25 protein-coding genes are annotated in these 20,260 nt (G+C 70.6%); 10 read left to right on the top strand and 15 right to left on the bottom strand.

Annotated features, from left to right (window positions below; translation table 11 throughout):
* Window positions 1–2 precede the first annotated feature (2 nt).
* Both ACQP2O_RS11505 and ACQP2O_RS11500 read right to left on the bottom strand, forming a co-directional pair.
* Window positions 3–776 (bottom strand): permease prefix domain 1-containing protein, encoded by a 774-nt coding sequence (locus ACQP2O_RS11505; RefSeq protein WP_433182660.1) that lies wholly within the window; start codon window positions 774–776, stop codon window positions 3–5.
* On the bottom strand, window positions 773–1,111 hold the full coding sequence (locus ACQP2O_RS11500; RefSeq protein ID WP_433182658.1) for a PadR family transcriptional regulator: 339 nt from the start codon (window positions 1,109–1,111) through the stop codon (window positions 773–775). The genes ACQP2O_RS11505 and ACQP2O_RS11500 overlap by 4 nt, the downstream gene beginning before the upstream one ends.
* Before the next feature lie 137 nt (window positions 1,112–1,248).
* Here ACQP2O_RS11500 and ACQP2O_RS11495 point away from each other — a divergent pair, with 137 nt between their 5' ends.
* Both ACQP2O_RS11495 and ACQP2O_RS11490 read left to right on the top strand, forming a co-directional pair.
* On the top strand, window positions 1,249–1,680 hold the full coding sequence (locus ACQP2O_RS11495) for a DoxX family protein (protein ID WP_433182655.1): 432 nt from the start codon (window positions 1,249–1,251) through the stop codon (window positions 1,678–1,680).
* Between the two features lie 77 nt (window positions 1,681–1,757).
* Window positions 1,758–1,949, top strand: a complete 192-nt coding sequence (locus ACQP2O_RS11490; RefSeq protein WP_433182653.1) for a hypothetical protein — start codon at window positions 1,758–1,760, stop codon at window positions 1,947–1,949.
* Window positions 1,950–2,042: 93 nt separating this feature from the next.
* On the opposite strand, the gene ACQP2O_RS11485 is transcribed toward ACQP2O_RS11490, so the two are convergent.
* Window positions 2,043–2,450, bottom strand: coding sequence for a TetR family transcriptional regulator C-terminal domain-containing protein (locus ACQP2O_RS11485; RefSeq protein WP_433182650.1), 408 nt, complete (start codon window positions 2,448–2,450; stop codon window positions 2,043–2,045).
* Between the two features lie 215 nt (window positions 2,451–2,665).
* Here ACQP2O_RS11485 and ACQP2O_RS11480 point away from each other — a divergent pair, with 215 nt between their 5' ends.
* Together ACQP2O_RS11480 and ACQP2O_RS11475 are read left to right on the top strand one after the other, a co-directional pair.
* Window positions 2,666–3,100, top strand: a complete 435-nt coding sequence (locus ACQP2O_RS11480) for a hypothetical protein (RefSeq protein WP_433182648.1) — start codon at window positions 2,666–2,668, stop codon at window positions 3,098–3,100.
* A 35-nt stretch (window positions 3,101–3,135) separates the two neighbouring features.
* Window positions 3,136–3,555: a peptidase inhibitor family I36 protein gene (locus ACQP2O_RS11475; protein WP_433182645.1), complete on the top strand. Its 420-nt coding sequence runs from the start codon at window positions 3,136–3,138 to the stop codon at window positions 3,553–3,555.
* Window positions 3,556–3,693: 138 nt separating this feature from the next.
* Here the strand turns inward: ACQP2O_RS11475 and ACQP2O_RS11470 are convergent, their stop codons facing one another.
* Window positions 3,694–4,431 (bottom strand): chitinase, encoded by a 738-nt coding sequence (locus ACQP2O_RS11470; protein ID WP_433182642.1) that lies wholly within the window; start codon window positions 4,429–4,431, stop codon window positions 3,694–3,696.
* Window positions 4,432–4,673: 242 nt separating this feature from the next.
* On the opposite strand from ACQP2O_RS11470, the gene ACQP2O_RS11465 reads away from it, so the two are divergent.
* Window positions 4,674–5,426 (top strand): thaumatin family protein, encoded by a 753-nt coding sequence (locus tag ACQP2O_RS11465; RefSeq protein ID WP_433182639.1) that lies wholly within the window; start codon window positions 4,674–4,676, stop codon window positions 5,424–5,426.
* A 71-nt stretch (window positions 5,427–5,497) separates the two neighbouring features.
* On the opposite strand, the gene ACQP2O_RS11460 is transcribed toward ACQP2O_RS11465, so the two are convergent.
* The 5 genes from ACQP2O_RS11460 to ACQP2O_RS11440 all read right to left on the bottom strand — a co-directional run bounded on the left by ACQP2O_RS11460 (window position 5,498) and on the right by ACQP2O_RS11440 (window position 11,529).
* Window positions 5,498–6,322, bottom strand: a complete 825-nt coding sequence (locus ACQP2O_RS11460; protein WP_433182636.1) for a glycoside hydrolase family protein — start codon at window positions 6,320–6,322, stop codon at window positions 5,498–5,500.
* Between the two features lie 543 nt (window positions 6,323–6,865).
* Window positions 6,866–7,501, bottom strand: coding sequence for an acetamidase/formamidase family protein (locus tag ACQP2O_RS11455; protein ID WP_433182633.1), 636 nt, complete (start codon window positions 7,499–7,501; stop codon window positions 6,866–6,868).
* 447 nt (window positions 7,502–7,948) lie between these two features.
* On the bottom strand, window positions 7,949–9,046 hold the full coding sequence (locus ACQP2O_RS11450) for a D-alanine--D-alanine ligase family protein (RefSeq protein WP_433182630.1): 1,098 nt from the start codon (window positions 9,044–9,046) through the stop codon (window positions 7,949–7,951).
* A 105-nt stretch (window positions 9,047–9,151) separates the two neighbouring features.
* Entirely contained in the window at window positions 9,152–10,156 is a 1,005-nt protein-coding gene (locus ACQP2O_RS11445; protein WP_433182623.1) for an NAD(P)H-dependent glycerol-3-phosphate dehydrogenase, read from the bottom strand.
* On the bottom strand, window positions 10,153–11,529 hold the full coding sequence (locus ACQP2O_RS11440; RefSeq protein ID WP_433182620.1) for a 1-acyl-sn-glycerol-3-phosphate acyltransferase: 1,377 nt from the start codon (window positions 11,527–11,529) through the stop codon (window positions 10,153–10,155). The genes ACQP2O_RS11445 and ACQP2O_RS11440 overlap by 4 nt, the downstream gene beginning before the upstream one ends.
* 79 nt (window positions 11,530–11,608) lie before the next feature.
* Between ACQP2O_RS11440 and cofC the strand changes: the two genes are divergently transcribed.
* Both cofC and ACQP2O_RS11430 read left to right on the top strand, forming a co-directional pair.
* Window positions 11,609–12,262, top strand: coding sequence for a 2-phospho-L-lactate guanylyltransferase (cofC, locus tag ACQP2O_RS11435; RefSeq protein WP_433182617.1), 654 nt, complete (start codon window positions 11,609–11,611; stop codon window positions 12,260–12,262).
* Between the two features lie 31 nt (window positions 12,263–12,293).
* A complete protein-coding gene (locus ACQP2O_RS11430; protein ID WP_433182614.1) occupies window positions 12,294–12,494 on the top strand; it encodes a hypothetical protein in 201 nt (66 codons plus the stop codon).
* A 73-nt stretch (window positions 12,495–12,567) separates the two neighbouring features.
* Here ACQP2O_RS11430 and ACQP2O_RS11425 read toward each other — a convergent pair whose 3' ends face one another.
* From ACQP2O_RS11425 to leuC, 4 genes are all read right to left on the bottom strand, one after another.
* Complete coding sequence (locus tag ACQP2O_RS11425) at window positions 12,568–12,852, bottom strand: HU family DNA-binding protein (protein WP_345443946.1); 285 nt, start codon at window positions 12,850–12,852, stop codon at window positions 12,568–12,570.
* A gap of 108 nt (window positions 12,853–12,960) precedes the next feature.
* Window positions 12,961–13,194 (bottom strand): hypothetical protein, encoded by a 234-nt coding sequence (locus tag ACQP2O_RS11420; RefSeq protein WP_433182611.1) that lies wholly within the window; start codon window positions 13,192–13,194, stop codon window positions 12,961–12,963.
* A gap of 101 nt (window positions 13,195–13,295) precedes the next feature.
* Entirely contained in the window at window positions 13,296–13,883 is a 588-nt protein-coding gene (gene leuD / locus ACQP2O_RS11415; protein ID WP_433182608.1) for a 3-isopropylmalate dehydratase small subunit, read from the bottom strand.
* An 11-nt stretch (window positions 13,884–13,894) separates the two neighbouring features.
* A complete protein-coding gene (leuC, locus tag ACQP2O_RS11410) occupies window positions 13,895–15,292 on the bottom strand; it encodes a 3-isopropylmalate dehydratase large subunit (protein WP_433182605.1) in 1,398 nt (465 codons plus the stop codon).
* Window positions 15,293–15,368: 76 nt separating this feature from the next.
* Between leuC and ACQP2O_RS11405 the strand changes: the two genes are divergently transcribed.
* A complete protein-coding gene (locus tag ACQP2O_RS11405; RefSeq protein ID WP_345443956.1) occupies window positions 15,369–16,082 on the top strand; it encodes an IclR family transcriptional regulator in 714 nt (237 codons plus the stop codon).
* 100 nt (window positions 16,083–16,182) lie between these two features.
* Here ACQP2O_RS11405 and ACQP2O_RS11400 read toward each other — a convergent pair whose 3' ends face one another.
* A complete protein-coding gene (locus ACQP2O_RS11400) occupies window positions 16,183–16,662 on the bottom strand; it encodes an SRPBCC family protein (protein ID WP_433182602.1) in 480 nt (159 codons plus the stop codon).
* A 160-nt stretch (window positions 16,663–16,822) separates the two neighbouring features.
* On the bottom strand, window positions 16,823–17,872 hold the full coding sequence (locus ACQP2O_RS11395; protein WP_433182600.1) for a methyltransferase: 1,050 nt from the start codon (window positions 17,870–17,872) through the stop codon (window positions 16,823–16,825).
* A gap of 475 nt (window positions 17,873–18,347) precedes the next feature.
* Here ACQP2O_RS11395 and ACQP2O_RS11390 point away from each other — a divergent pair, with 475 nt between their 5' ends.
* Complete coding sequence (locus ACQP2O_RS11390) at window positions 18,348–18,983, top strand: MerR family transcriptional regulator (RefSeq protein ID WP_433182597.1); 636 nt, start codon at window positions 18,348–18,350, stop codon at window positions 18,981–18,983.
* Window position 18,984: 1 nt separating this feature from the next.
* A complete protein-coding gene (locus ACQP2O_RS11385; RefSeq protein WP_433182594.1) occupies window positions 18,985–20,160 on the top strand; it encodes a helix-turn-helix transcriptional regulator in 1,176 nt (391 codons plus the stop codon).
* Window positions 20,161–20,260: the final 100 nt, after the last annotated feature.

Here is a 20,260-nt window from a genome sequence, read left to right as displayed (position 1 = left end):
GATCAGCGCGCCGGACCATCGTCTTCTGGTCCGCCGGCCACCGGGCATGGACGTACTCCTGGCGCGCTCACCGGCCTCCTCCCCCGGGCGAGGAGGCAGGTGCGGGCCGCGCGGACGGTGAAGGCCAGCCGGGTGAGGCTGGCGACCGCGGCCGCTGCGGCCGGGAGTGCGGCGAACCGGCCGGGTGCGCCGGCCGCCTGGGCGGCGAGCAGGGCGACCAGGGTGATGTCGATCGGGACGGTGCCGCCGACGGCGATGGTCGCGGTGGCGAGGGGACGGGCGGGCAGCCACCGGGCGAGCCGTCCGGTGGTGGCCAGGGTGAACAGGGTGCCGGCGATGGCGATCGCGAGGGCGACCACGGCCAGGTGGACGGCCGGCCGGGCTCCGGCGGGGATGCCGGCCCAGTGCCAGGGCGCGATGGGCCGGGCGGCGATGCCGCCGGCCAGGGCGGCGCCCACCCACAGAGCGCCGATCAGCGGACCGGCCGTCAGCACGGTGAGCGCGGTCCGGCGGGCCTGGGCGGCGGCGAGCTCGCCGCGGAATCCGTCGGCGACCTGATCCGGGCCGCCGAATTCGGTGACGGCCGCGTGGGCGGCCTGGACGGGGTCCATCCCGGCATCGGCGTGGGAATCGACGGCGTCGGCGAGCCCGGCGGCCAGCTCGTCCAGGATGTCGCGGCGCGCCCTGGCCGGGCCGATCAACCTGACGGCGGTCTCGGCCAGGTAGGACCCGATGACGTCCTCCGGAAGCCCCGGGACATTGGCCGGGCCGGTCATGGGGTCACCGGCCGTTGCCGTGGACCGAGCAGGGCGGTGACGGCGGCGGAGAACTCCCGCCAGGCGTGCCGTTCGGCCTCGAGCGTCCGGCGGCCACTCGAGGTGAGTTCGTACACTCGCCTGCGCCGGCCGCCCTCCTCCGACCATGTCGCGCGCACGAATCCGGCCCGTTCGAGGCGGCGCAGCGCCGGATAGATCGTGCCGGTGGGCAGGTCGAACCGCCCACCGCTGCCGACCCGCAGCGCCTCCATGACCGCATAGCCGTGACGTGGACCGTCGTCCAGCGCGGCCAGCAGCATGCCGTCCAGATGGCCCTTCAGTGCTTGTGCGCTCATACGTAGCAATGCTACTGTCCGAACATAGGTAGTAAAACTACATGTAGCAAAACTTCCCTCGGTTCCTCATGACACCGGGCCGCACCGGCCCCGCCGGCGTCGGCCGCCGCAACCTCTGACGAGAAGAGGACATCGGCATGGACACGACGAGCGCCCCACCGGCCATCGCCGGCCGGCACGGATCCCCACGCAATCGATCGGTCGCCTACTGGACGGCCACCGTCCTGGTGGTAGGCGAGATGGGAGTGGGCGGCATCTGGGACATCGCGCGCATCCCGTACGTGCGCGATGTCGTGCTGCACCTTGGCTACCCGTCCTATTTCCTGGTGCTGCTGGGCACCTGGAAGGTGCTGGGCGCGGTCGCCCTGGTCGTTCCGCGCCGCCCATTGCTCAAGGAATGGGCCTACGCGGGCGCCTTCTTCACCTACACCGGAGCCATCGCCTCCCACCTGACCAGGGGTTACGCCCTCGGCGAGCTGGTTCCGCTCACCGTCTTCACCGCCCTGACCGTTCTGTCGTGGGCACTGCGGCCGCAGAGCCGCCGCATGCGTCACTCTCCTGAGCCCTGATACCCGGGCCGCCAGGCCGACGGTCCGTCGCCCCGCCGGCGATGCCGGACGTGGTACGCAGCTCGGGGAGGAGGGTGATGACGCCGAACGCGGCCAGAGCGGCGCCGAGCCAGAGCGGCGCCCGCAGGCCGAAGTGGCCGATCGCCATTCCGCCCGCCGAGGAGCCGACGAAGATGGTGACGTTCAGCCCGGCGGCCAACTGCGGCATCAGCCCGGCGACGGCGAACTCGCTGGTCACCATGGCGAAGATGCCAAGGGCCAGCACATAGACGGCACGGGGCACAGGAAGCCTCCCGAAGAGTTTTACATTGATCGGTGTAAAACGACGGCATGCCGAGACACGCCCCGCCGGGCGCGTCGCGTCAGAGAGAGCCGGGCGTCAGCGCGTCCATCGCCGTCGCCGCGATCGCCGTCAAGGCCGTACGGTCCGCGCCGCCTCGGGCGGCCACGCGGATACCGGCGATCACGGCATTGACGAACCGGGCCAGATCGCCCGGATCCCGGGCGGAGGCGATGCCCCCCTCATGCCGCCCCACCTCGATGACGCCGCGGAGCACCTCGAGCCGCCGAGACAGGTCGCGATCCAGCAACCGGGCGATCTCCGGGTCACGCCCGGCGAACTCGACCGTGGTGTTGACCGTGAGGCAGCCGGAGTGGCCGTTGCGCCGGTTCTCCTCCTCGCTGTCGACGACCTCGTCGAGCAGCGCGCGGATCCGGTCGATCGCCGGCCGGCCCTGATCCTCCAGGATCTCGAGGTGGGCCGTGGTCATGGTCTCGACGTAACGGATCAAGACCGGCGTACCGGCCCTCCCCCATGAGGACGCCCACCTGGATCCACGGTCCCACTCGAGCACCCGGCAATTAGGTCCGGCGGCTCTGTTCCCGGGATGGGTGGTCAGGCAGGGTGAGCGTGCCCCTGAATCTCGGGGACGGCCGGGTCTCGGCGCAATGCGATTCCCGCGATGAAAGGACTCCCTTGCTCAGTATGACCAAGCACGGCATCAAACTCCTGACGGCGGCCGCGTTGGCGGGAGCGACCATCGCGGCCGGTACCGGAGCGGCGTCGGCACAGGCCAGGACGGCACCCGCCGCCGCGAAGTCCGACGTCTCCACGACCAAGGCCGGAGGCCTCACCTGCCCGCCAAACTACGCCTGCTTTTATGAGGGCACGTATTACCGGACGGGGATGGTGTACGACAGGCCAACAAAGAAGCACCCCTACAAGTGCAATGTGGTCGAGCGGTGGAGTCTGCAGGCACCGGCGGCGTCATATCAGAACCGGACCGCATACAAGGTGAAGCTCCTCAACTCGAGGGGAAAGACGATCCGCACCATCCCGCAAAAGCATGTGCACGGCGCCTTCAACCCCAAGAGCGGGATCAAGGGAAACGTCGCCTACGCCTGCTTCGTCAAGCCCTGACGTCTGGTCCCCGGCCTCTCATGAAAGGAACTCCCTTGCTCAGCAGGACAAGACATGGCATCAAACTCCTGACGGCGACCGCGTTGGTGGGTACGGCCATCGTGACCGGCGCCGGAGCCGCATCCGCGCAGTCGGACGGCGTCGCGGCCAAGGGCGGACCGATCACCTGCCCGCCCGGAACGGGCTGCGTTTACGACACCGCCTATTACAAGCACTCGATGACTTCCGTTACCCACCCCAAATCCTTCCTTAATAAGTGCACCAGGAAATCGGCGTACGCACTCGCCGACCGCTATAGTTCGGTCAGGTCATATCAGAACCGGACCCCATACAAGATGAGGCTCTACGACAAGCGCTTCAAGTTGATTCGCACTGTCCCGCATAGAGGAATACCGGGTGCGTTCAACCCCAAGACCGCGTTGACCGTCGGCTGGATCTGCTGGGTCAATCACTGAGCCTGCCGCGTACCGGAACCGCCGGGGGAGCAGAAGACGAGTCGCTCCCCCGGCATCGGCGCCTCCCGCCTTCGCGCCCTGCGAGCGAAGCGCCGCTCGCCGTCGCCTGCGGCGGTCGGTCATGCGGAATCGTGTCGATCAGCAGGTGAGATTTGCGCCCGGGTCGACACCGAGGATCGCCGCGAAGCTCCGGTAGAGGCTGACGCGGTGCTGCATCTGCCCAACGTTCTTGCCGTTGCACTCGAGCGCTCCGTTGATGCTGCGGATCGTCTCGCCGAATCCGCGCTGGCTCACCATCGCGTCGTGCGGCGTCAAGCCGCCCGCGCCGCGTTGCGTGTTCCAGAACCAGAGCGCCGTCTTCCACGAGACCGCCGCGTCCCGCTCCACCAGCCACGGATTGTGCAGCAGGTCGATGTGCAGGGCGTCACCGGCCGCCTTGTAGTTGAAGTTCCAGCTCAGCTGCAGGGGGCCACGGCCGTAGTACGCGGCCTGGCCGGCCGGGCAGCCGTACGGCTGGTTCCAATCGCAGTAGTGCGGGTAGTTGGCGGTGTTCTGCTCCACGACGTGGACCAGGCCGCCGGTCTCGTGTGAGACGTTGGCCAGGAACGCCGCCGTTTCCCGCTTCTCGACCGTGTCGCCGCCGGTGTTGGCGAATCCGGGGAAGGCGCTCATCGCCGAGACCAGCCCGTTGTAGGTGTAGAAGCCGTTCCGCCTCGGGAACATCTGGTCGAAATTTCCCCGGCTGACCACGAATTTTTCGGCCTTCACGGCCACCGATTCCGGGGCGGCCCAGGCGGTGGGCGTCGTGCGGCCGGCGCAGACCGCACCCACCGCCGCGATTGCGGTCGAAACAGCGAGAACTCGTCGGATCAACACACTTTCTCCTCGCGAAAGAGCGGGCCGAGCGACCCATGAACTCGTCCGTTCCGCCATACCCCACCCGCCCGGTCTTCACGGTGCGACCACAATATTCTTGCGAAGGCATGGTCATCGCCGTAAGGAATTCCCGCCTCACACCGACGACACTGCACTGGTGGACACTTCCGTTGACGAGCCGATGCGGACAATCCGCCAGGAAATCGCGCCGATTCGTCGCCGTTTTTGTGAGGAGAGTTATCATGCGTAAACGCGCCATCGGCGTCCTCGTGCGCTTGGTATCGGCCGCAGTGACCTGCCTGGGCATCACGGCCGCGGGATCCCAGCCGGCCTCGGCCAAGGCAGCGGCCACCGACCACACGGTGACCTTCGTGAACCGGACCGGCGAGACGCTGTGGATCGGCAGCACCGTCAACGCCGACGGCTCGGTCAACTTCGCCCACCTGCCCACCCTGCGGCCCGGCCAGTCGGCCACGGTGACCATCCCGGAGACCCGCGCCCCCGGCCACTGGCGTGGCAAGTTCTTCGCCCGGCAAGGCTGCACCGGAACCTCCGGGGTCAATTTCCACTGCCGGGTGGGCGATTGCGGAGTCTTCGCCGACCACTGCACCACCGGCGAGCAGCCCGCCGGCCTCGCGGAGTTCAACTTCGACTCCGCCGACCGCCTCGCGCCCTGGTACGACGTCAGCTACGTCAACGCGTTCTCGCTGCCGATCACCATCGACCCGGTGAACGCCACGGCACCGTGCGGCTCGGCGGGCTGCCCGCAGAACCTGCTCCCGTACTGCCCGGCCGAAGACCTGCGGCGCCGGACCGACGGCTCACCGCTCAACTGCGTCAACCCCAACCGGGACGCCAAGACCGCCTACAGCAACATGATCCAGTCCCGCTGCCCCAAGGCGTACGCCTGGTCCAAGCAGGACACCGAACCCGGAAACCGGGTCATGTACCAATGCGCGGCCTGCCGCGGTTTCACCGTGACCTTCCACAGCTGACCCATGACCTCCGGTGCCCCGGCGGAGCCGCCGGGGCACCGGGGCGACGCGTTTTCACGAGGACTCGCCGGTCACGCCCGCGCCGGGGTGGCCGACCGGTAGGCGGCGCCGGAGGCGTTGGCGGTGGCGCCGGTGTAAAGGCCGGTCCGGCTCGTCTTGGTGGACAAGGTGAACCACGCATAGCGCTCCACGAACGGCATCCCCCGCAGCATGGCGGTGGACCGCCGCACGAAATCCGTCTGCTGCTGCTCGCTCGGATACACCGGAGTGCGGCCCGAGAAGTCGATGAGGGCGTACTCGGTGAGCCAGATCGGTTTGTGATACCGGTCGTGAACCGCCTGGAGATAACGCTGCAACTGGCCGGTGGCGGCGCTGGAGAAATCGCCGCCGTACCAGTGCAGGGGAATGAAGTCGACACGATGGCCGCGAGCGGCGGCGCCGCTGATGAACCGGTCGAGCCAGCCACCGGGCCGGTCGGCGCCGAAGGCGACCGCCGGGGCACCGAGCCGCATGCCGGTGGCCTGCAGCCGGGGCCACAGCGCGAGGGCCTGCTCGACGGACATGTTGGCCTGACCGGCCATGTCCGGTTCGTTGAAACCGAGCAGCGTGGTGCCGCCGGCCTTCGCCTCCTTCAACTGCGCGTCATTGACGGACCTCGAGCCCCAGATCATCGGCACGAACTCGACGCCTCTGGGGGCCTTGATGCCCTGCGGATTCGACGCCCAGGTGTAGTACCAACCGGCCCCCACATCGGCCAGCGCGGCCGTGACGCCGTCGACGTTCGCCGCACTGACGCCTTTCGCCGGACTCTTCCCGGCCGACGCCGACGACACTGTGAGCCCGGCGACGGCCTGGGCGACCAGTGCGAACAGAATCAGAATTCGGAACGACCGCACGCACGGCTCCGTTCGGATAGTGGGCCGGTGCTCCCGGCGGCAGACTGCCCCGGAGAAGCGGCCGGTGTCTCCACGGCGCGATCACTGGCTACCGATCGGTGGCCGCAGGGACGCTCCGCTGGGCCGGTCATGAGGCGACCAGTGGCGCTCCTGCCGTGACGCCGACGGTATCGAGCTCCGGACCCGTCCTCGAAACATGCGAGGAACTGGTCGTGTCCGGACATCCGGGCGGTGTCGGCGGAGGGCCCGTCGCGGGGTCGGCGCCCACGTCGAGGAGCACGCGGACGGCCTTCGGCCCGGCCGGGGGCGCCCGGGCCTCGGTCGTTCTGCCTTCCGGGTGCCGCGCCTCGGCAGCACGCGTACGGTCTCCTCGTGGCCGTGGCAGGCCGCGAGCAGGTGCGGGGAGTCACTCAAGAATGCCGTGCACAGGAAACGCCGGGGGGAGCGGGAGACGAGTCGCTCCCCCCGGCGTCGGTGCCTCCTGACGGTATCCGAGCACTATCCGCTAGGCCCCACCTCCTCCTTCGCGCCGCGCGCGAGCCTTCAGGCGACGTCGGCGGTCAGACCCGCGACGGTCGCGTCGAGAGAGCTGGTCGTGAGGGGCATCAGCACCGGTTCGGTCACCCGGAAGCGTTCGACACCCCGTTTGGTCAGATGCACCCGCAGGTCGATCCAGCCGTCCGCGGTGCGGCACCGGCCCCGTTCGGGAAAGTGCAGGTCCCCGACGGAGATCCGGGCTCCCATGACGTGGACCGGCAGCAGGATCTGCGCCCGCGGCGTGAGGGCCCGGCAGGGGGCCCTGGTCCACTCTGCGTACGCGGCGACGCGGGCGTGCTCGGCCGTGGCCGGTGCGATGCGGCCGAGGACCGCTCCGGCCGGATCGCCGGCGGGATCCCGCAGCATCGCCTGCGAGGGCGCGAGACCGAGAATGCCCGGATGCGCGCTGGTCGCGGGGCCGCCGTCCGTACGGCCGATCCCGAGGACCTCGATCATGAGCAGGTCACCGGGCTCCGCGCCGACCACTCCGACCGGGCCGCACAGCAGTTCGCCGCCCTGACACTCCATTCGTACGGAGCCACCCGCGATCAGTTCGGCGACGGGCGGGATCTCCGGATGCCAGCGATCGTGTCCAAGCGTGGAGCGGACGGTCGGGACCGGGGCGGCGGGCGTGAACAGCATCGTTTCGGTCCCCTTCGATCGCCGGCTTCGGAACACCTCAATCCTGCACTTGGGCCTGTTTCGGTGTGGTTTCACGCCTCTTAAACCGCCGTCAACGGACCTTCACCGGGATCGGTCCCGCCCCTGCCGCAGGGTGAATGCCCGGGGGCGGCGCTGAACATTCCCGCCTCAGGCTCGGCGGCGTCCGGCGCAGCGGGACCTGCGACACGCGCGAGGAAGTGGTCAAGTGGGACGGCACGAACGTCGTGACCGACTCGGGTTGCGCGGCCACCTCCGGCAGCCGGTACCGCCCCTACAGCGGGGCGACGTGGACTGCGGCCTCGGGGGTCGACCACATGGTCCCGCCGGCCGAGGCCTGGCGGTCCGGCGCGTGGGCCTGGACGACCGCGCAGCGCCAGGCGTACGCCAACGACGTGGGCGAACCCGAGCTGTGGGCCGTCGCCGGACCTAGCGCAGGCCCAGGGGGCGGGCCAGGGCCGTGCGGATCCAGCGGTCGACCAGGGCCGGGTAGTCCAGGCCCGTCGCCGCCCACATCTTCGGGAACGCCGAGGCGGGCGTGCAGCCCGGCATCGTGTTGATCTCGTTGAGGATCAGCCGGCCGTCCGGGGTGTAGAAGAAGTCCACCCGGGCGAGCCCCTCACAGCTCAGCGCGTCGAACGCCTGGACCGACAGCCTCCGGACCTCGTCGATCACGGCGGCCGGGAGCTCCGGCGGGATGTCGAGGGCCAGGCCCTCGTCGAGGTACTTGGCCTCGAAGTCGTAGTAGTCGTGGCCGGCGCCGATCCGTACCTCCGCGGGCAGGCTCGCCTCGGCCGGATCGTCGTCGAGCCCCTGGAGCACGCCGCACTCGATCTCGCGACCCGGCACGGCGGCCTCGACGATCACCTTGGGGTCGTGCTCGCGCGCGGCCTCCACCGCGGCCTCGAGCTCGTCCTCGGACTCGACCTTCGAGATGCCCATGCTGGACCCGGCGCGGGCCGGCTTCACGAACACCGGCCAGCCCAGTTCCTTGATCTCGTCGACGATCTGCTTGCGCTCGCGCCGCCACTGCCGGTCCTTGACGACGACGTACGGGCCGATGGGCAGGCCGCAGCCGCGCCAGATCGCCTTCATGTACTCCTTGTCCATGCTGGCGGCGCTGGCGAACACCCCCGCCCCGGCATAACGGACCCCGGCGAGCTCCAGCAGACCCTGGATGGTGCCGTCCTCGCCGTACGGGCCGTGGAGCAGCGGCAGCACCACGTCGACCTCGCCGAGCGTGCGCGGCACCTCGCCCGGCTCCACGACGACCAGGCCCCGGCTCTCCGGGTCGAACGGCAGCGCCAGCGGCAGCCCGTCCTCGGCGACCTCCGGCAGGCGGCCGTCCTCGATGGCGAGCCGCTGCCCGGAGGCGAGCACCCAGCGGCCGTCACGCGCGATCCCGATCGGGATGACCTCGTAACGGTCCTGATCGATGGCCGCCATCACACTGCCCGCGGTGAGACACGAGATCGCATGCTCCGAACTACGTCCGCCAAAGACGACGGCGACCCGCATCCTGCTCATCGACCCCACCTCTTCTCACCTGCACCGACAGTCGGGTCCACCGACCTTACCGGCATTCGCCTCATGACGTTGATCCCCGTTTCAGGGGAAAGAGGAGCCCTCAGGTCAGACGCCGTACCGTTCGGGCTTCGGAGTACGCGACATCAGCAGCCGGCCGGCGTCCTTCGGGCTCAGCCCACCGTGCATGACCGCGACGATGCCCTCGGTGATCGGCATCTCCACCCCGTGCCGCCGCGCCAGCTCGAGGATCGCGTCGCAGGACTTGACGCCCTCGGCCGTCTGCTTGGTGACCCTGACGACCTCCTCCAGGCTCATGCCGCGCCCGAGGTTCTCGCCGAACGTACGGTTCCGCGACAGTGGCGAACTGCACGTCGCGACCAGGTCGCCCATGCCCGCCAGCCCCGCGAACGTGTGCTGGTCCGCACCGAGCGCCGCCCCCAGCCGGGCGATCTCCGCCAGGCCCCGGGTCATCAGCAGCGCCCGTACGTTGTCGCCCATGCCCATGCCGGCCGCGATGCCGACGGCCAGGGCGATGACGTTCTTGACCGCGCCGCCGAGCTCGCAGCCGATGACGTCATGGTTCGTGTACGCGCGGAAGTAGGGGGTCATGCAGGCGAGCTGCAGCTTCTGCGCGGTCGGCTCGTCGACGCACGCCACGGCGGCGGCGGACGGCTCCTCAAGAGCGATCTCACGGGCCAGATTCGGACCCGTCACGACCGCCACCCGCTCCTCCGGCACGTCCGCCACCTCACGGACGACCTCGCTCATCCGCTTGCAGGTGCCCAGCTCGATGCCCTTCATCAGGCTCACCAGCACCGCGTCGGCGGGGATCAGCGGCCGCCACTCCGCCAGCCCCGAGCGCAGCGTCTGGGCGGGGACGGCCAGCACGACGTATGCCGCGCCGTCCAGGGCCTCGGCGACCTCGGTGGTGGCCCTCAACCGGTCGGGGAGGCGTAGGCCCGGGAGATAGTCGGGGTTCTCCCGCCGTTCGTTGATCGCCTCGACCAGCTCGGCACGGCGCCCCCACACCGTGACGTCACCGCCCGCGTCGGCCAGCACCTTGGCGAAGACGGTGCCCCATGATCCTGCCCCGAATACCGCGATCTTCAAGAGGCCTTGGCCTCCTTACCCGTGTCGCTTCCCTCGACCTCGGCCGTACGGTCCGGCTCAGCCTCGGCCGCACGGCTCGTCTCGACGTCGGCCGCGTCCCTCGCCTCTGTGCCGGCCATACGGTCCGGCTCGGCCGCCTCACCCGTCTCCACCCCGGCCGTACGGTCGGGCTCGGCCGCGTCGCTCGCCTCCGCGGCGGCCGTACGGTCCGGCTCGGCGTCGGCCGTCCGGCTCGCCTCCGCGTCGGCCGCGTCAGTTGCCTCGGCCTCGACGGTACCGGCCGGCTCGGCTGCGTCGCCCACCTCGGCCTCTGCCTCGTCCGCGCGGCTCGCATCGACCTCGGCGGCGTTACTCGCCTCCGCATCGGCCGTCCGGCTCGCGTCGCCCTCGTCCGTACGGGTCGACTCGGCGTCGGCCGTCCGGCCCGCCTCAACGTCGGCCGCGTCGCTCGCCTCGGCCGTTCGGCTCGCGTCGGCCTCGTCCGTACGGGTCGACTCGGCGTCGGGCGTCCGGCTCGCCTCAGCCTCGGCCGCGTCCGTCGCCTCGGTCGCCTCGTCCGTACCGGCCGGCTCGGCTGCGTCGCCCGCCTCGTCCGTACGGGTCGACTCCGCCTCATCCGTGTGGCTTGCGTCGGCCTCGGCTGGATCGTCCTTCTTGGCGGCGCGGCGGGCCCGGGTGACCTCCTTGTGGTCGTACAGCTTCTCCGGCGCGGGCTCGCCGCGCAGCTCGCCGAGCAGGTCGGCGATGGCCCGCATGATGTCGGCGGTCGCGGCGTTCAGCGTCGCCGCGTCGAGGGGCCGGCCCTCGTACTTCGACAGGTCGACCGGCGGACCGGCGATGACGTGCATGGTCTTGCGCGGGAACGGCCGGAACTTCTTCGTGCCGTACGGCCACAGGATGTGTGCGCCCCAGTGCGCGACGGGGATCACCGGGACGCCGGTCGTGAGGGCCATCCGCGCGGCGCCGGTCTTGCCGGCCATCGGCCACAGGTCCGGGTCGCGGGTGCAGGTGCCCTCCGGGTAGAAGATCACGCACTCGCCCCCGCGCAGGCCCTTCTCGGCGTCACGGAGGGCCAGCGCCGCGTCGGACCGCTCGCGGTACACCGGGATCTGCCCGGTCCGGCGGATGATGCGGCCGATCACCGGCGCCTTGAACACGCCCGCCTTGGCGAGGTAGACGGGGAAGCGGCCCGCCTTGTAGATGAAGTGGGCGAGTGCGAGGGGGTCGGACCACGACAGGTGGTTGACGGCGATGATCACTCCGCCCTTCCGCGGGACGTTGTCCTGCCCCTTCCAGTCTCGCTTCAACAGCAAGAACAGCAAGGGGCGCAGGATCCCCACGACGATCTTGCGCCAGACGGGCGAATGATCCATGCCCTCCTCCTCACTTCGTCCCGGTCGCGCCGGGGTGTCGTCAAGTGTCGCGGGTGGTTCCGCGTAGTGTCGACCCACGATGTCCGATACCCAACGCTTCACGTGGACGCTCGTCGTGCCGGTCAAGCCGCTGGCCCGCGCGAAGTCACGGCTGTCCGGCCCCGCGGGCCCGCATCGCGAACGGCTCGCGCTGGCCATCGCGACCGACACCGTATCCGCCGCGCTGCGCTGCCCACGGGTGCGGGGGGTCGTGGTGGTCACCGACGACCCGGTCGCCGCCCCCGAGCTGGCTGCGCTCGGCGCGCACGTCGTGCCCGACGAGCCGGACGCCGGGCTCAACCCGGCCCTCGTTCACGGCGTCGAGCGGGCGCGGCTGCTGGCCCCGGACGGGGGCGTCGGCGCGATGTCGGCCGACCTGCCGGCCCTGCGGCCCGCCGAACTGGATCGGGTGCTGGAGGCCGCCGAGGAGGCGCCGAACGCGTTCCTGCCCGACCTCGCGGGCGCCGGTACGACGCTGTACACGGCACGGCCCGGGGCGGTGTTCGCCCCCGCCTTCGGGACGGACTCCCGTGCCCGGCACCGGGAACTCGGCGCGCGTGAACTGCTGCTGGACGACGTCCTCAGCGTGCGCCAGGACGTCGACACGATCGACGACCTACGGGCCGCCCTGGCGCTCGGCGTCGGGCCGCGCACGGCCTCCGTGGCCCCTCTGCTGCCCGTCTGCGCCGGGTGACCGCCCCGCCGTACGGTTTAGTCTGTCCGGCATGCAGGGGACGGTGAAGGCGTACGACGCCGAGACGCGGACCGGCAGCGTGCTGCTGGACGACGGGAGCGAGATGCCCTTCGACGCGGCGGCGTTCGACGCCGGCGGCCTGCGGCTGCTGAGGTTCGGGCAGCGGGTCAACCTGGCGGTCGAGGGCGACCGCGTCACGGTCGTCACGCTGTCGACGTTCCCCCTGCCCTGAGCCGCTTCTTCTCACCAACGACCACGACGGCGCCCGGGAGACACATGTCTCGCCGGGCGCCGTCGATGGACCGTTATTTCTTCTTGGCTCCGGCCACGAGGTTCTTGAAATCCGAACCGGCCTTGAACTTCGGAACCGAGGTCGCGGGCACCTTGATCGTGGCGCCGGTCGCCGGGTTGCGGGCCTCTCGAGCCGGCCGATCGGCCTTCTCGAAAGATCCAAAACCGGTGATGGCCACCTTCTCGCCCTTGGCCACGGTCTCCTGAATGGTGTCCAGGATCGCGTCGACGGCTTCGGTCGCCGCTTTCTTGCTACCTACTCGCTCTGCGATCGCATCGACGAGTTCGCGTTTGTTCATGGGTTTGCTCCTCTTCCCCCTTGCTCGCTCGAAACTAGGGGACCTTGGGCCATCTACACAATCACCCATGGCCGATGTTTTCGGCTGTGTCGCAGGCCGAAGAGCCATTCAAGGAACGTTTTCATCGTCGTCGAGCTCGATCATGAAGGATTCGAGACGCTTGATCGCAAGTGCCGGATCTCGCTTGGCAAGATCGGTTATCAGCAAGAGTTGCCTGGTCAGGCGGGGTTTGAGCGCAATCGGAAGGTCGGCCACGCGCGTGTGCGCCTCACGCAGCCGCCGGGCAAGGGCGTTCAGCTCCGGGTCGTCCCAGTCCGGGCCGCGCGTTGTTGCCATCATCACACTTCGTCACCTGCTTCCCGTGGAGGCACGCCGGGTCTCGGACGGCAGAAGGGGCCGGCAGCGAACGCTGCCGGCCCCTCCTACCGTACGGACGCGGGCGATCAGGCCGTCACCGGGAGCCAGGGCCGCCGGTTCTGCTCGAAGGTCGTGATCGCCTCGGCGTTACGGAGCGTGAGGCCGATGTCGTCCAGGCCCTCCAGCAGCCGCCAGCGCGTGTAGTCGTCGATCTCGAACGTCTGCACGCCCTCGTCGGAGCGCAGCTCGCGGCGCTCCAGGTCGATGGTGAACTCCGTGGCAGGGTTCGCCTCGATCTGGTCCTGGAGGCGCTCGACGGTCTCCTCGGGCAGCTCGATCGGCAGCAGGCCCATCTTGGTGGCGTTGTTGCGGAAGATGTCGCCGAAACGGGCCGACACGACGGCGCGGAAGCCGTACTGCTGCAGCGCCCAGACGGCGTGCTCGCGCGACGATCCGGTGCCGAAGTCGGGGCCGGCGACGAGGACCGACGCGCCCTGGTACTCCGGCCGGTTCAGGACGAAGCCGGGGTCCTCGCGCCAGGCGGCGAACAGGCCCTTCTCGAAGCCGGTGCGGCTGACCTGCTTGAGCCAGACCGCCGGGATGATCTGGTCGGTGTCGACGTTGTCGCGCCGCAGCGGCACGGCGCGGCCCGTGTGCGTGGTGAAGGCTTCCATGGCTGGCTCCGTTACAGGTCGGCCGGGGCGGTCAGGCGCCCGGTGACGGCGGTGGCGGCGGCGACGACGGGCGAGACCAGGTGGGTGCGGCCGCCCTTGCCCTGCCGGCCCTCGAAGTTGCGGTTGGAGGTCGAGGCGCTGCGCTCCCCCGGCTTGAGCTGGTCGGGGTTCATGCCCAGGCACATCGAGCAGCCCGCCTCGCGCCACTCGGCGCCCGCGGCCTTGAAGACCTCGTTCAGGCCCTCCTCCTCGGCCTGCGCCTTGACCTTCATGGAGCCCGGCACGATGAGCATCCGCACACCGTCGGCGACCTTGCGACCCTTGATCACCTCCGCCGCGGCGCGCAGGTCCTCGATCCGGCCGTTGGTGCAGGAGCCGACGAAGACGGTGTCGACGGCGACGTCGCGCAGCGGGGTGCCCGCGGTCAGGCCCATGTACTCCAGGGCCCGCTCGGCGGCGGAGCGGCGCGTCGGCTCCGCGAACGAGGCCGGGTCCGGCACGCTCGACGCCAGCGGAGCGCCCTGGCCGGGGTTGGTGCCCCAGGTGACGAACGGCGTGAGCTCGGAGGCGTCGATGACGACCTCCTTGTCGAACGTCGCGTCGTCGTCGGTGCGCAGCGACCGCCAGTACTCCTTGGCGGCCTCCCAGTCGGCACCAGAGGGCGCGTGCTGGCGGCCCTCGAGGTAGGCGAAGGTCGTCTCGTCCGGCGCGATCATGCCGGCGCGCGCGCCGGCCTCGATGGACATGTTGCAGACCGTCATGCGGCCCTCCATCGACAGCGACCGGATCGCCTCGCCGCGGTACTCGATGATGTGGCCCTGGCCGCCACCCGTGCCGATCTTCGCGATGATCGCCAGGATGAGGTCCTTGGCGGTCACGCCGTACGGCAGCTCGCCGTCGACCGTGACGGCCATCATCTTGGGCTTGCGCTGCGGCAGCGTCTGGGTGGCGAGGACGTGCTCGACCTCGCTGGTGCCGATGCCGAACGCCAGCGCCCCGAACGCGCCGTGCGTGGAGGTGTGCGAGTCGCCGCAGACGACCGTCATACCCGGCTGGGTCAGGCCCAGCTGCGGGCCGATGACGTGCACGATGCCCTGACCGGCGTCACCCATCGGGTGCAGGCGGACGCCGAACTCCGCACAGTTCTTGCGCAGCGTCTCGACCTGGGTGCGCGACACCGGGTCGGCGATCGGCGCGAGGATGTCGGTGGTCGGGACGTTGTGGTCCTCGGTGGCGATCGTCAGGTCCGGGCGCCGGACCGTGCGGTTCGCCATGCGCAGGCCGTCGAAGGCCTGCGGGCTGGTGACCTCGTGAATGAGGTGAAGATCGATGTAGAGGACGTCCGGCTCGCCCTCGGCGCTCCGTACGACGTGCGCGTCGTAAACCTTGTCCGCCAGTGTTCGGCCCATCACTCCACCTCTTCCGGGTCTCTTACTCCTCTGCTCACGACTTGCATCTCAGATTGCGAGACGGCAGTATCGAGGCATGGACAACTCTAGCGGAGTCGGCGTGCTGGACAAAGCCGTTCTCGTCCTGAACGCCCTGGAGGCCGGCCCGGCCTCGCTCGCCCAGCTGGTGCAGACGACCGGCCTGGCCCGGCCCACCGCCCACCGGCTCGCCGTCGCGCTGGAGCACCACCGCATGGTCCACCGAGACACGCAGGGCCGGTTCATCCTCGGCCCCCGGCTGGCCGAGCTGGCCGCCGCGGCCGGCGAGGACCGGCTCCTCGCCGTCGCCCAGCCGATCCTGACCCAGTTGCGCGACCTGACCGGCGAGAGCGCGCAGCTCTACCGGCGGCAGGGCGACGTGCGCGTGTGCGTGGCGGCGGCCGAGCGGATGAGCGGGCTGCGCGACACCGTCCCGGTCGGCAGCGCGCTGCCCATGACGGCCGGCTCCGCCGCCCAGATCCTCCTCGCCTGGGAGGAGCCCGACCGTCTGCACCGAGGGCTGCGCGGCGCGAAGTTCACCGCCACGACGCTCGCCTCCGTACGACGCCGGGGCTGGGCGCAGAGTGTCGGCGAGCGCGAGCAGGGCGTCGCCTCGGTGTCCGCCCCGATCCGGGGCACCGGCGGCCGGGTCATCGCCGCGATCTCGGTGTCCGGGCCGATCGAGCGCCTCACGCGCGCCCCCGGGCGGATGCACGCGCCGCCCGTGCTGGCGGCCGCCGAGAAGATCTCCGAGTCGATGCGCCGCGGCTAGACGGGTGATTCGCAGGCGGCCGGCGAGCGGGTGACCGGCCGGCCTCGTGTCGGATCGCCGCTGCCATCGCCGAGATCCGCTGGGCGACGCGGGTGGTGGGTCAGGCCGGGTGCCCGGCCTCGTCATCCACGGCAGCCGACTCCTCGACCCGGTGTTTGAGGGCCGTGTTGAAGGCTTCGAATCCCTGGTCTCCCCCAGGTGCCCCCTCCTTGACCATCCGGGCCAGGAGCCCGCTGAAATACTCGCGATGCGTCAGCTCGGTCCCCCCGTCTGCCAGAGCGGTCAGTACGAACTCGTGGGTGCCGGTGAAGATGGCTCGGGGCAGCCAGGGAGCTCCGGGGATCACGGCCCTCCATGCCAGCCTGACGCCGGGGGTGGCCTCGATGACGGGGACATCGACGACGTGGGGGCGCTGGCCGGGAGGCCCTTGCACCAGCCGCAGCCGGGCGCCCTCCTCCGCCCGCCCGCTCAGCTCCTGGATATATGCGGACCACGCGGGATAGCGAGGGAAGTCGGTGAGCACCGCCCATACCTCCAGGGGCGGTGCCGCGATGATCGTGGCGACTTCGATGGTGCGCATGTTGTCTCTCCTCGACTACCAGCAGGGACCCCATGTCGGGGCGGCCGACGCCTGCCGACGGCCACGCTCAGGTCTCCCCGGTCACGGGGAAGGTAGGGCGGGGCGCATCGGCACGGCCGAGCCCACGGACAGGTCCGTCTCAGCGCCCCGCCCCTGATCGTCAGACCGCGAGGAGCTCCAGGCCGAAGTAGCCGGCTCCCACCGGGTACGTCCGTACGCGGCGCCAGCCCGAGGCCGCGAAGAGGGCGTCGAATTCATCCAGATCACGTTCCATGCCGTTGGTCATGGCGAGCATGGCCATGTCCCCCCGGGAGGTGAAGTCGGGCTTGCCGATCTCACCGATGACCATCTCCACGACCAGTGCGCGCCCTCCCTCGTTCACCGCGGACCGGCAGTTGCGCAGGATGGTCGTGCACTGGTCGTCGTCCCAGTCGTGCAGGATCGTCTTCAGCAGGTAGAGGTCCGCGGGTGGGACCTCTTCGAAGAAATCGCCCGCCGTGGCGGAGAAGCGGGCGGACAGACCGTTCTTAGAAGCGTTCTGGCGGGCGCCCTCAACGCTGTGGGCCAGGTCGAGCACCTGTCCGAGCAGCTGGGAGTCGGCCGCCATCAACGCCAGGATGAAGTGACCGTCGGCACCGCCGACGTCGACGACGGTGGACACGCCGGTGGCGTCGAACGCGGCCACGGCGCCCTGCGCCACCACGCTGGACATGTCCCCCATCGCCTCGGCGAACCGCGCCGCTTCTTCTGCGTTCTCCGGCCGCGCGTAGTACTCCCAGATGTCCGCGCCCAACGCTTCCTTCGCCTGGCTGGCGCCCTGGCGCACCGCCTCGGGGAAGTGCGCCCAGGACTGCCAGTGCGCGTGTCCGGTCTGGACCAGCACCTGGTTGCGGAGGGAGCCCGGTACGCCCGTGCGCAGCAGCCGGCCTCGCCCGGTGAGCCCGAAGCGGCGGTTCCCTTCGTAGCTCAGCACGCCCAACGCGGAAGCCGCACGCATCAGGCGGTAGGTGGCCTGCGGATGGCTGCCCTCGCGTTCGGCCACCTCTTCGGCCGTCAAGGCGCCGTCGGCGAGGTGGTCGGGGATCTGCAGCACGGCCAGCGCGCGCAGGGTCTGGGCGATGACGAGGCCGCTGAGCATGTCGAGAACGGCGACGGCGTCCCCTCCGGCATCGCTGGGCGTGTCTTCGGTGCTGTGCGACATGTCTGCCATGACGGCCAAATTCCTTACTCGGTGTCCGGATCGATATCCGGGGCGGTTCGGGCCAACAGGAGAACTCGGGGAAACAGAAGAGCGGAGACCGGACGGATCACAGCTCACCCAGCCAGATCACTCCGGCGCACGCTCGCATCGCCGGGGGCACTTCAGCACAACACAGCCACGACAGGAGATCATCAGCCGGAATGGTTGCGATTCCGGGCAGGCCGCCGTCGAGGCCGGCGGCCTCCGCCAGGTGGCGCCGAAGGCGTTGAGGTCGTCGCCGGCGGCGAGCGGCGCCCCCGACAACGCCGGCGCCGCGCAGCCCGGCCCGGCCCGGCCCGGCCCGGCGACGGACGCCCGAGCCGGCCCCGGCCGACCGCCGCTCCCGTACGACTTCCGCAAGCCGACGCCATCGGCTCCGGCGGCCCGTTGGATAGCAACGCCCGCCAAGGATTGGATAGCGATAGTATCCAGCCAAGGGGGGCACATGAAGATCTCTGAACTCAGCGATCGGAGCGGGCTGCCGGTCCAGACGATCAAGTACTACATCCGGGAGGGGCTCCTTCCGAAGGGCACGGCCACCGCGGCGACCAGGGCGGAGTACGACGGCCGGCATCTCGATCGGCTCCGGCTGATCAAGGCCCTCCGGGAGGTGGGCGACCTGCCGATCGCGTCCGTCCAGCAGATCGTCGCGGCCGTCGACGACGAGGACATCCCGCTGCACCATCTGCTCGGCACGGCCCAGTACGCCCTGGGCCCCGGGGCCGAACCGCACCCCGAGGACCCCGACTGGCGGGCCGCGCGAGAGGACGTCGACGCGATCATCGCCGAGCTCGGCTGGCGGGTGCTGCCGGACGCCCCGACCCGTGACCTCCTCGCCCAGGCCTTCGTCGCCCTGCGCCGGCTCGGCCTGCCGATCGTCCTGAGCGACCTCCGCCCGTACATCGAGGCCGCCGAGCTCATCGCCGACCACGAGGTCGGCACGCTGTCGCTCGACGATGACCGCGAGAAGGCGGTGCAGACCGCCGTCGCCACCAACGTCCTGTACGAGCGGGTCCTCCTCGCCCTGCGCCGGATGGCCCAGGAGAACGCCTCGGCCCTCCGCTTCGACGACGAGGGTTAGGGTGCGCGCGGCCCGGCTGATCTCCCTCGTCCTCCTGCTGCAGAACCGGGAGTCGATGACCGCCAGCGAACTCGCGCGGCGGCTCGAGGTCTCCGAACGCACCATCGCCCGCGACATGCTGGCGCTCGCGGAGGCGGGCGTCCCGGTGTACGCCGACCGCGGCCGGGGCGGCGGCTACCGGCTGCTCGAGGGCTACCGCACCCGGCTCACCGGCCTGGGCCGGGCGGAGGCCGAGGCGCTGTTCCTGTCAGGGGTGCCCGGTCCGCTGCGCGACATGGGATTGGGCGACGCCGCGCTCGCCGCCCGGCTGAAGGTCTCGGCGGCACTGCTGCCCGAACTGCGCGACGCCTCCTCGACGGCCGCCCAGCGCTTCCACCTGGACGCCCCCGCGTGGTTCCGCGTCGCGGACCGCCCGCCCCTGCTGTCGGAGCTCTCCCAGGCCGTGTGGGACGACCGCGTCGTCTCGGCCCGCTACCGGCGCGGCGACCGGATCACCGACCACACCCTCGAGCCGTACGGCCTGGTGCTCAAGGCCGGCGTCTGGTACACCGTCGGCCGGGAGGTCGGCCGGGAGGTCGGCCGGGAGGTCGGCCGGGAGGTCGGCCGGGAGGTCGGCCGGGAGGTCGGCCGGGAGGTCGGCCGGGAGGTCGGCCGGGAGGTCGGCCGGGAGGTCGGCCGGGAGGTCGGCCTGGGTCGGTTGGCTGAAGAGAGCCCGGGTCGGCCGGCTGGGGAGACACGCGTCATGGACCGGTTCCTGGTGTTCCGCGTGGACCGTTTCGAGGACGTACGCCGCGACGAGGACGGCTTCGTCCGCGATGAGGACTTCGACCTGGCGGCGTTCTGGGACGAACGGGCAGAGGCCTTCGAGCGCTCGCTGCTCAGGACGCGCGCCACGCTCCGGCTGACACCCGCGGGGCTGCGGGTGCTGCGCCATGTCGCGGATCCCGCCGCGCTGCCCGACGCGATGGCCTCGGCGGGCGCCCCCGACGAGCAGGACCGGGTGACGGTGGTCCTGCCCGTCGAGTCGGTCGAGGTCGCCTACTCCCAGATCCTCCGCCTCGGCCCGGAGGCGGAGGTCCTCGACCCGCCCGAGCTGCGCGCCCTCCTGGCGGACGCCGCCGACCGCATGAACCGTCTGTACGACGCCCCCGACGGAACGCCTCGTGAAACGGAGTAGCGACGGGACGCCACCGGGGAGGATCCCTCGTGCCGATGAGGCGGAGAGCCCGGCGTCGGCCACGACCCGGCCTGCCCCGGGCCGATGGCCGATGCCGGAC

The sequence above is a fragment of the Actinoallomurus sp. CA-150999 genome (genome assembly GCF_050942425.1).
Taxonomy (GTDB): domain Bacteria; phylum Actinomycetota; class Actinomycetes; order Streptosporangiales; family Streptosporangiaceae; genus Actinoallomurus.
Note: the sequence above shows the minus strand (reverse complement) of the source record. Positions and strands in the feature narration are given on the sequence as shown.

Coding starts and splice junctions, on each gene's coding strand:
- ACQP2O_RS11505 (WP_433182660.1), bottom strand. CDS start 776: ATGACCGGCCCGGCCAATGTCCCGGGGCTTCCGGAGGACGTCATCGGG.
- ACQP2O_RS11395 (WP_433182600.1), bottom strand. CDS start 17,872: ATGGCAGACATGTCGCACAGCACCGAAGACACGCCCAGCGATGCCGGA.
- ACQP2O_RS11440 (WP_433182620.1), bottom strand. CDS start 11,529: ATGGATCATTCGCCCGTCTGGCGCAAGATCGTCGTGGGGATCCTGCGC.
- ACQP2O_RS11500 (WP_433182658.1), bottom strand. CDS start 1,111: ATGAGCGCACAAGCACTGAAGGGCCATCTGGACGGCATGCTGCTGGCC.
- ACQP2O_RS11390 (WP_433182597.1), top strand. CDS start 18,348: ATGAAGATCTCTGAACTCAGCGATCGGAGCGGGCTGCCGGTCCAGACG.
- leuD (WP_433182608.1), bottom strand. CDS start 13,883: ATGGAAGCCTTCACCACGCACACGGGCCGCGCCGTGCCGCTGCGGCGC.
- ACQP2O_RS11485 (WP_433182650.1), bottom strand. CDS start 2,450: ATGACCACGGCCCACCTCGAGATCCTGGAGGATCAGGGCCGGCCGGCG.
- ACQP2O_RS11480 (WP_433182648.1), top strand. CDS start 2,666: ATGACCAAGCACGGCATCAAACTCCTGACGGCGGCCGCGTTGGCGGGA.
- ACQP2O_RS11450 (WP_433182630.1), bottom strand. CDS start 9,046: ATGAGCAGGATGCGGGTCGCCGTCGTCTTTGGCGGACGTAGTTCGGAG.
- ACQP2O_RS11455 (WP_433182633.1), bottom strand. CDS start 7,501: ATGCTGTTCACGCCCGCCGCCCCGGTCCCGACCGTCCGCTCCACGCTT.
- ACQP2O_RS11430 (WP_433182614.1), top strand. CDS start 12,294: ATGCAGGGGACGGTGAAGGCGTACGACGCCGAGACGCGGACCGGCAGC.
- cofC (WP_433182617.1), top strand. CDS start 11,609: ATGTCCGATACCCAACGCTTCACGTGGACGCTCGTCGTGCCGGTCAAG.
- ACQP2O_RS11465 (WP_433182639.1), top strand. CDS start 4,674: ATGCGTAAACGCGCCATCGGCGTCCTCGTGCGCTTGGTATCGGCCGCA.
- ACQP2O_RS11490 (WP_433182653.1), top strand. CDS start 1,758: ATGACGCCGAACGCGGCCAGAGCGGCGCCGAGCCAGAGCGGCGCCCGC.
- ACQP2O_RS11400 (WP_433182602.1), bottom strand. CDS start 16,662: ATGCGCACCATCGAAGTCGCCACGATCATCGCGGCACCGCCCCTGGAG.
- ACQP2O_RS11405 (WP_345443956.1), top strand. CDS start 15,369: ATGGACAACTCTAGCGGAGTCGGCGTGCTGGACAAAGCCGTTCTCGTC.
- ACQP2O_RS11495 (WP_433182655.1), top strand. CDS start 1,249: ATGGACACGACGAGCGCCCCACCGGCCATCGCCGGCCGGCACGGATCC.
- ACQP2O_RS11425 (WP_345443946.1), bottom strand. CDS start 12,852: ATGAACAAACGCGAACTCGTCGATGCGATCGCAGAGCGAGTAGGTAGC.
- leuC (WP_433182605.1), bottom strand. CDS start 15,292: ATGGGCCGAACACTGGCGGACAAGGTTTACGACGCGCACGTCGTACGG.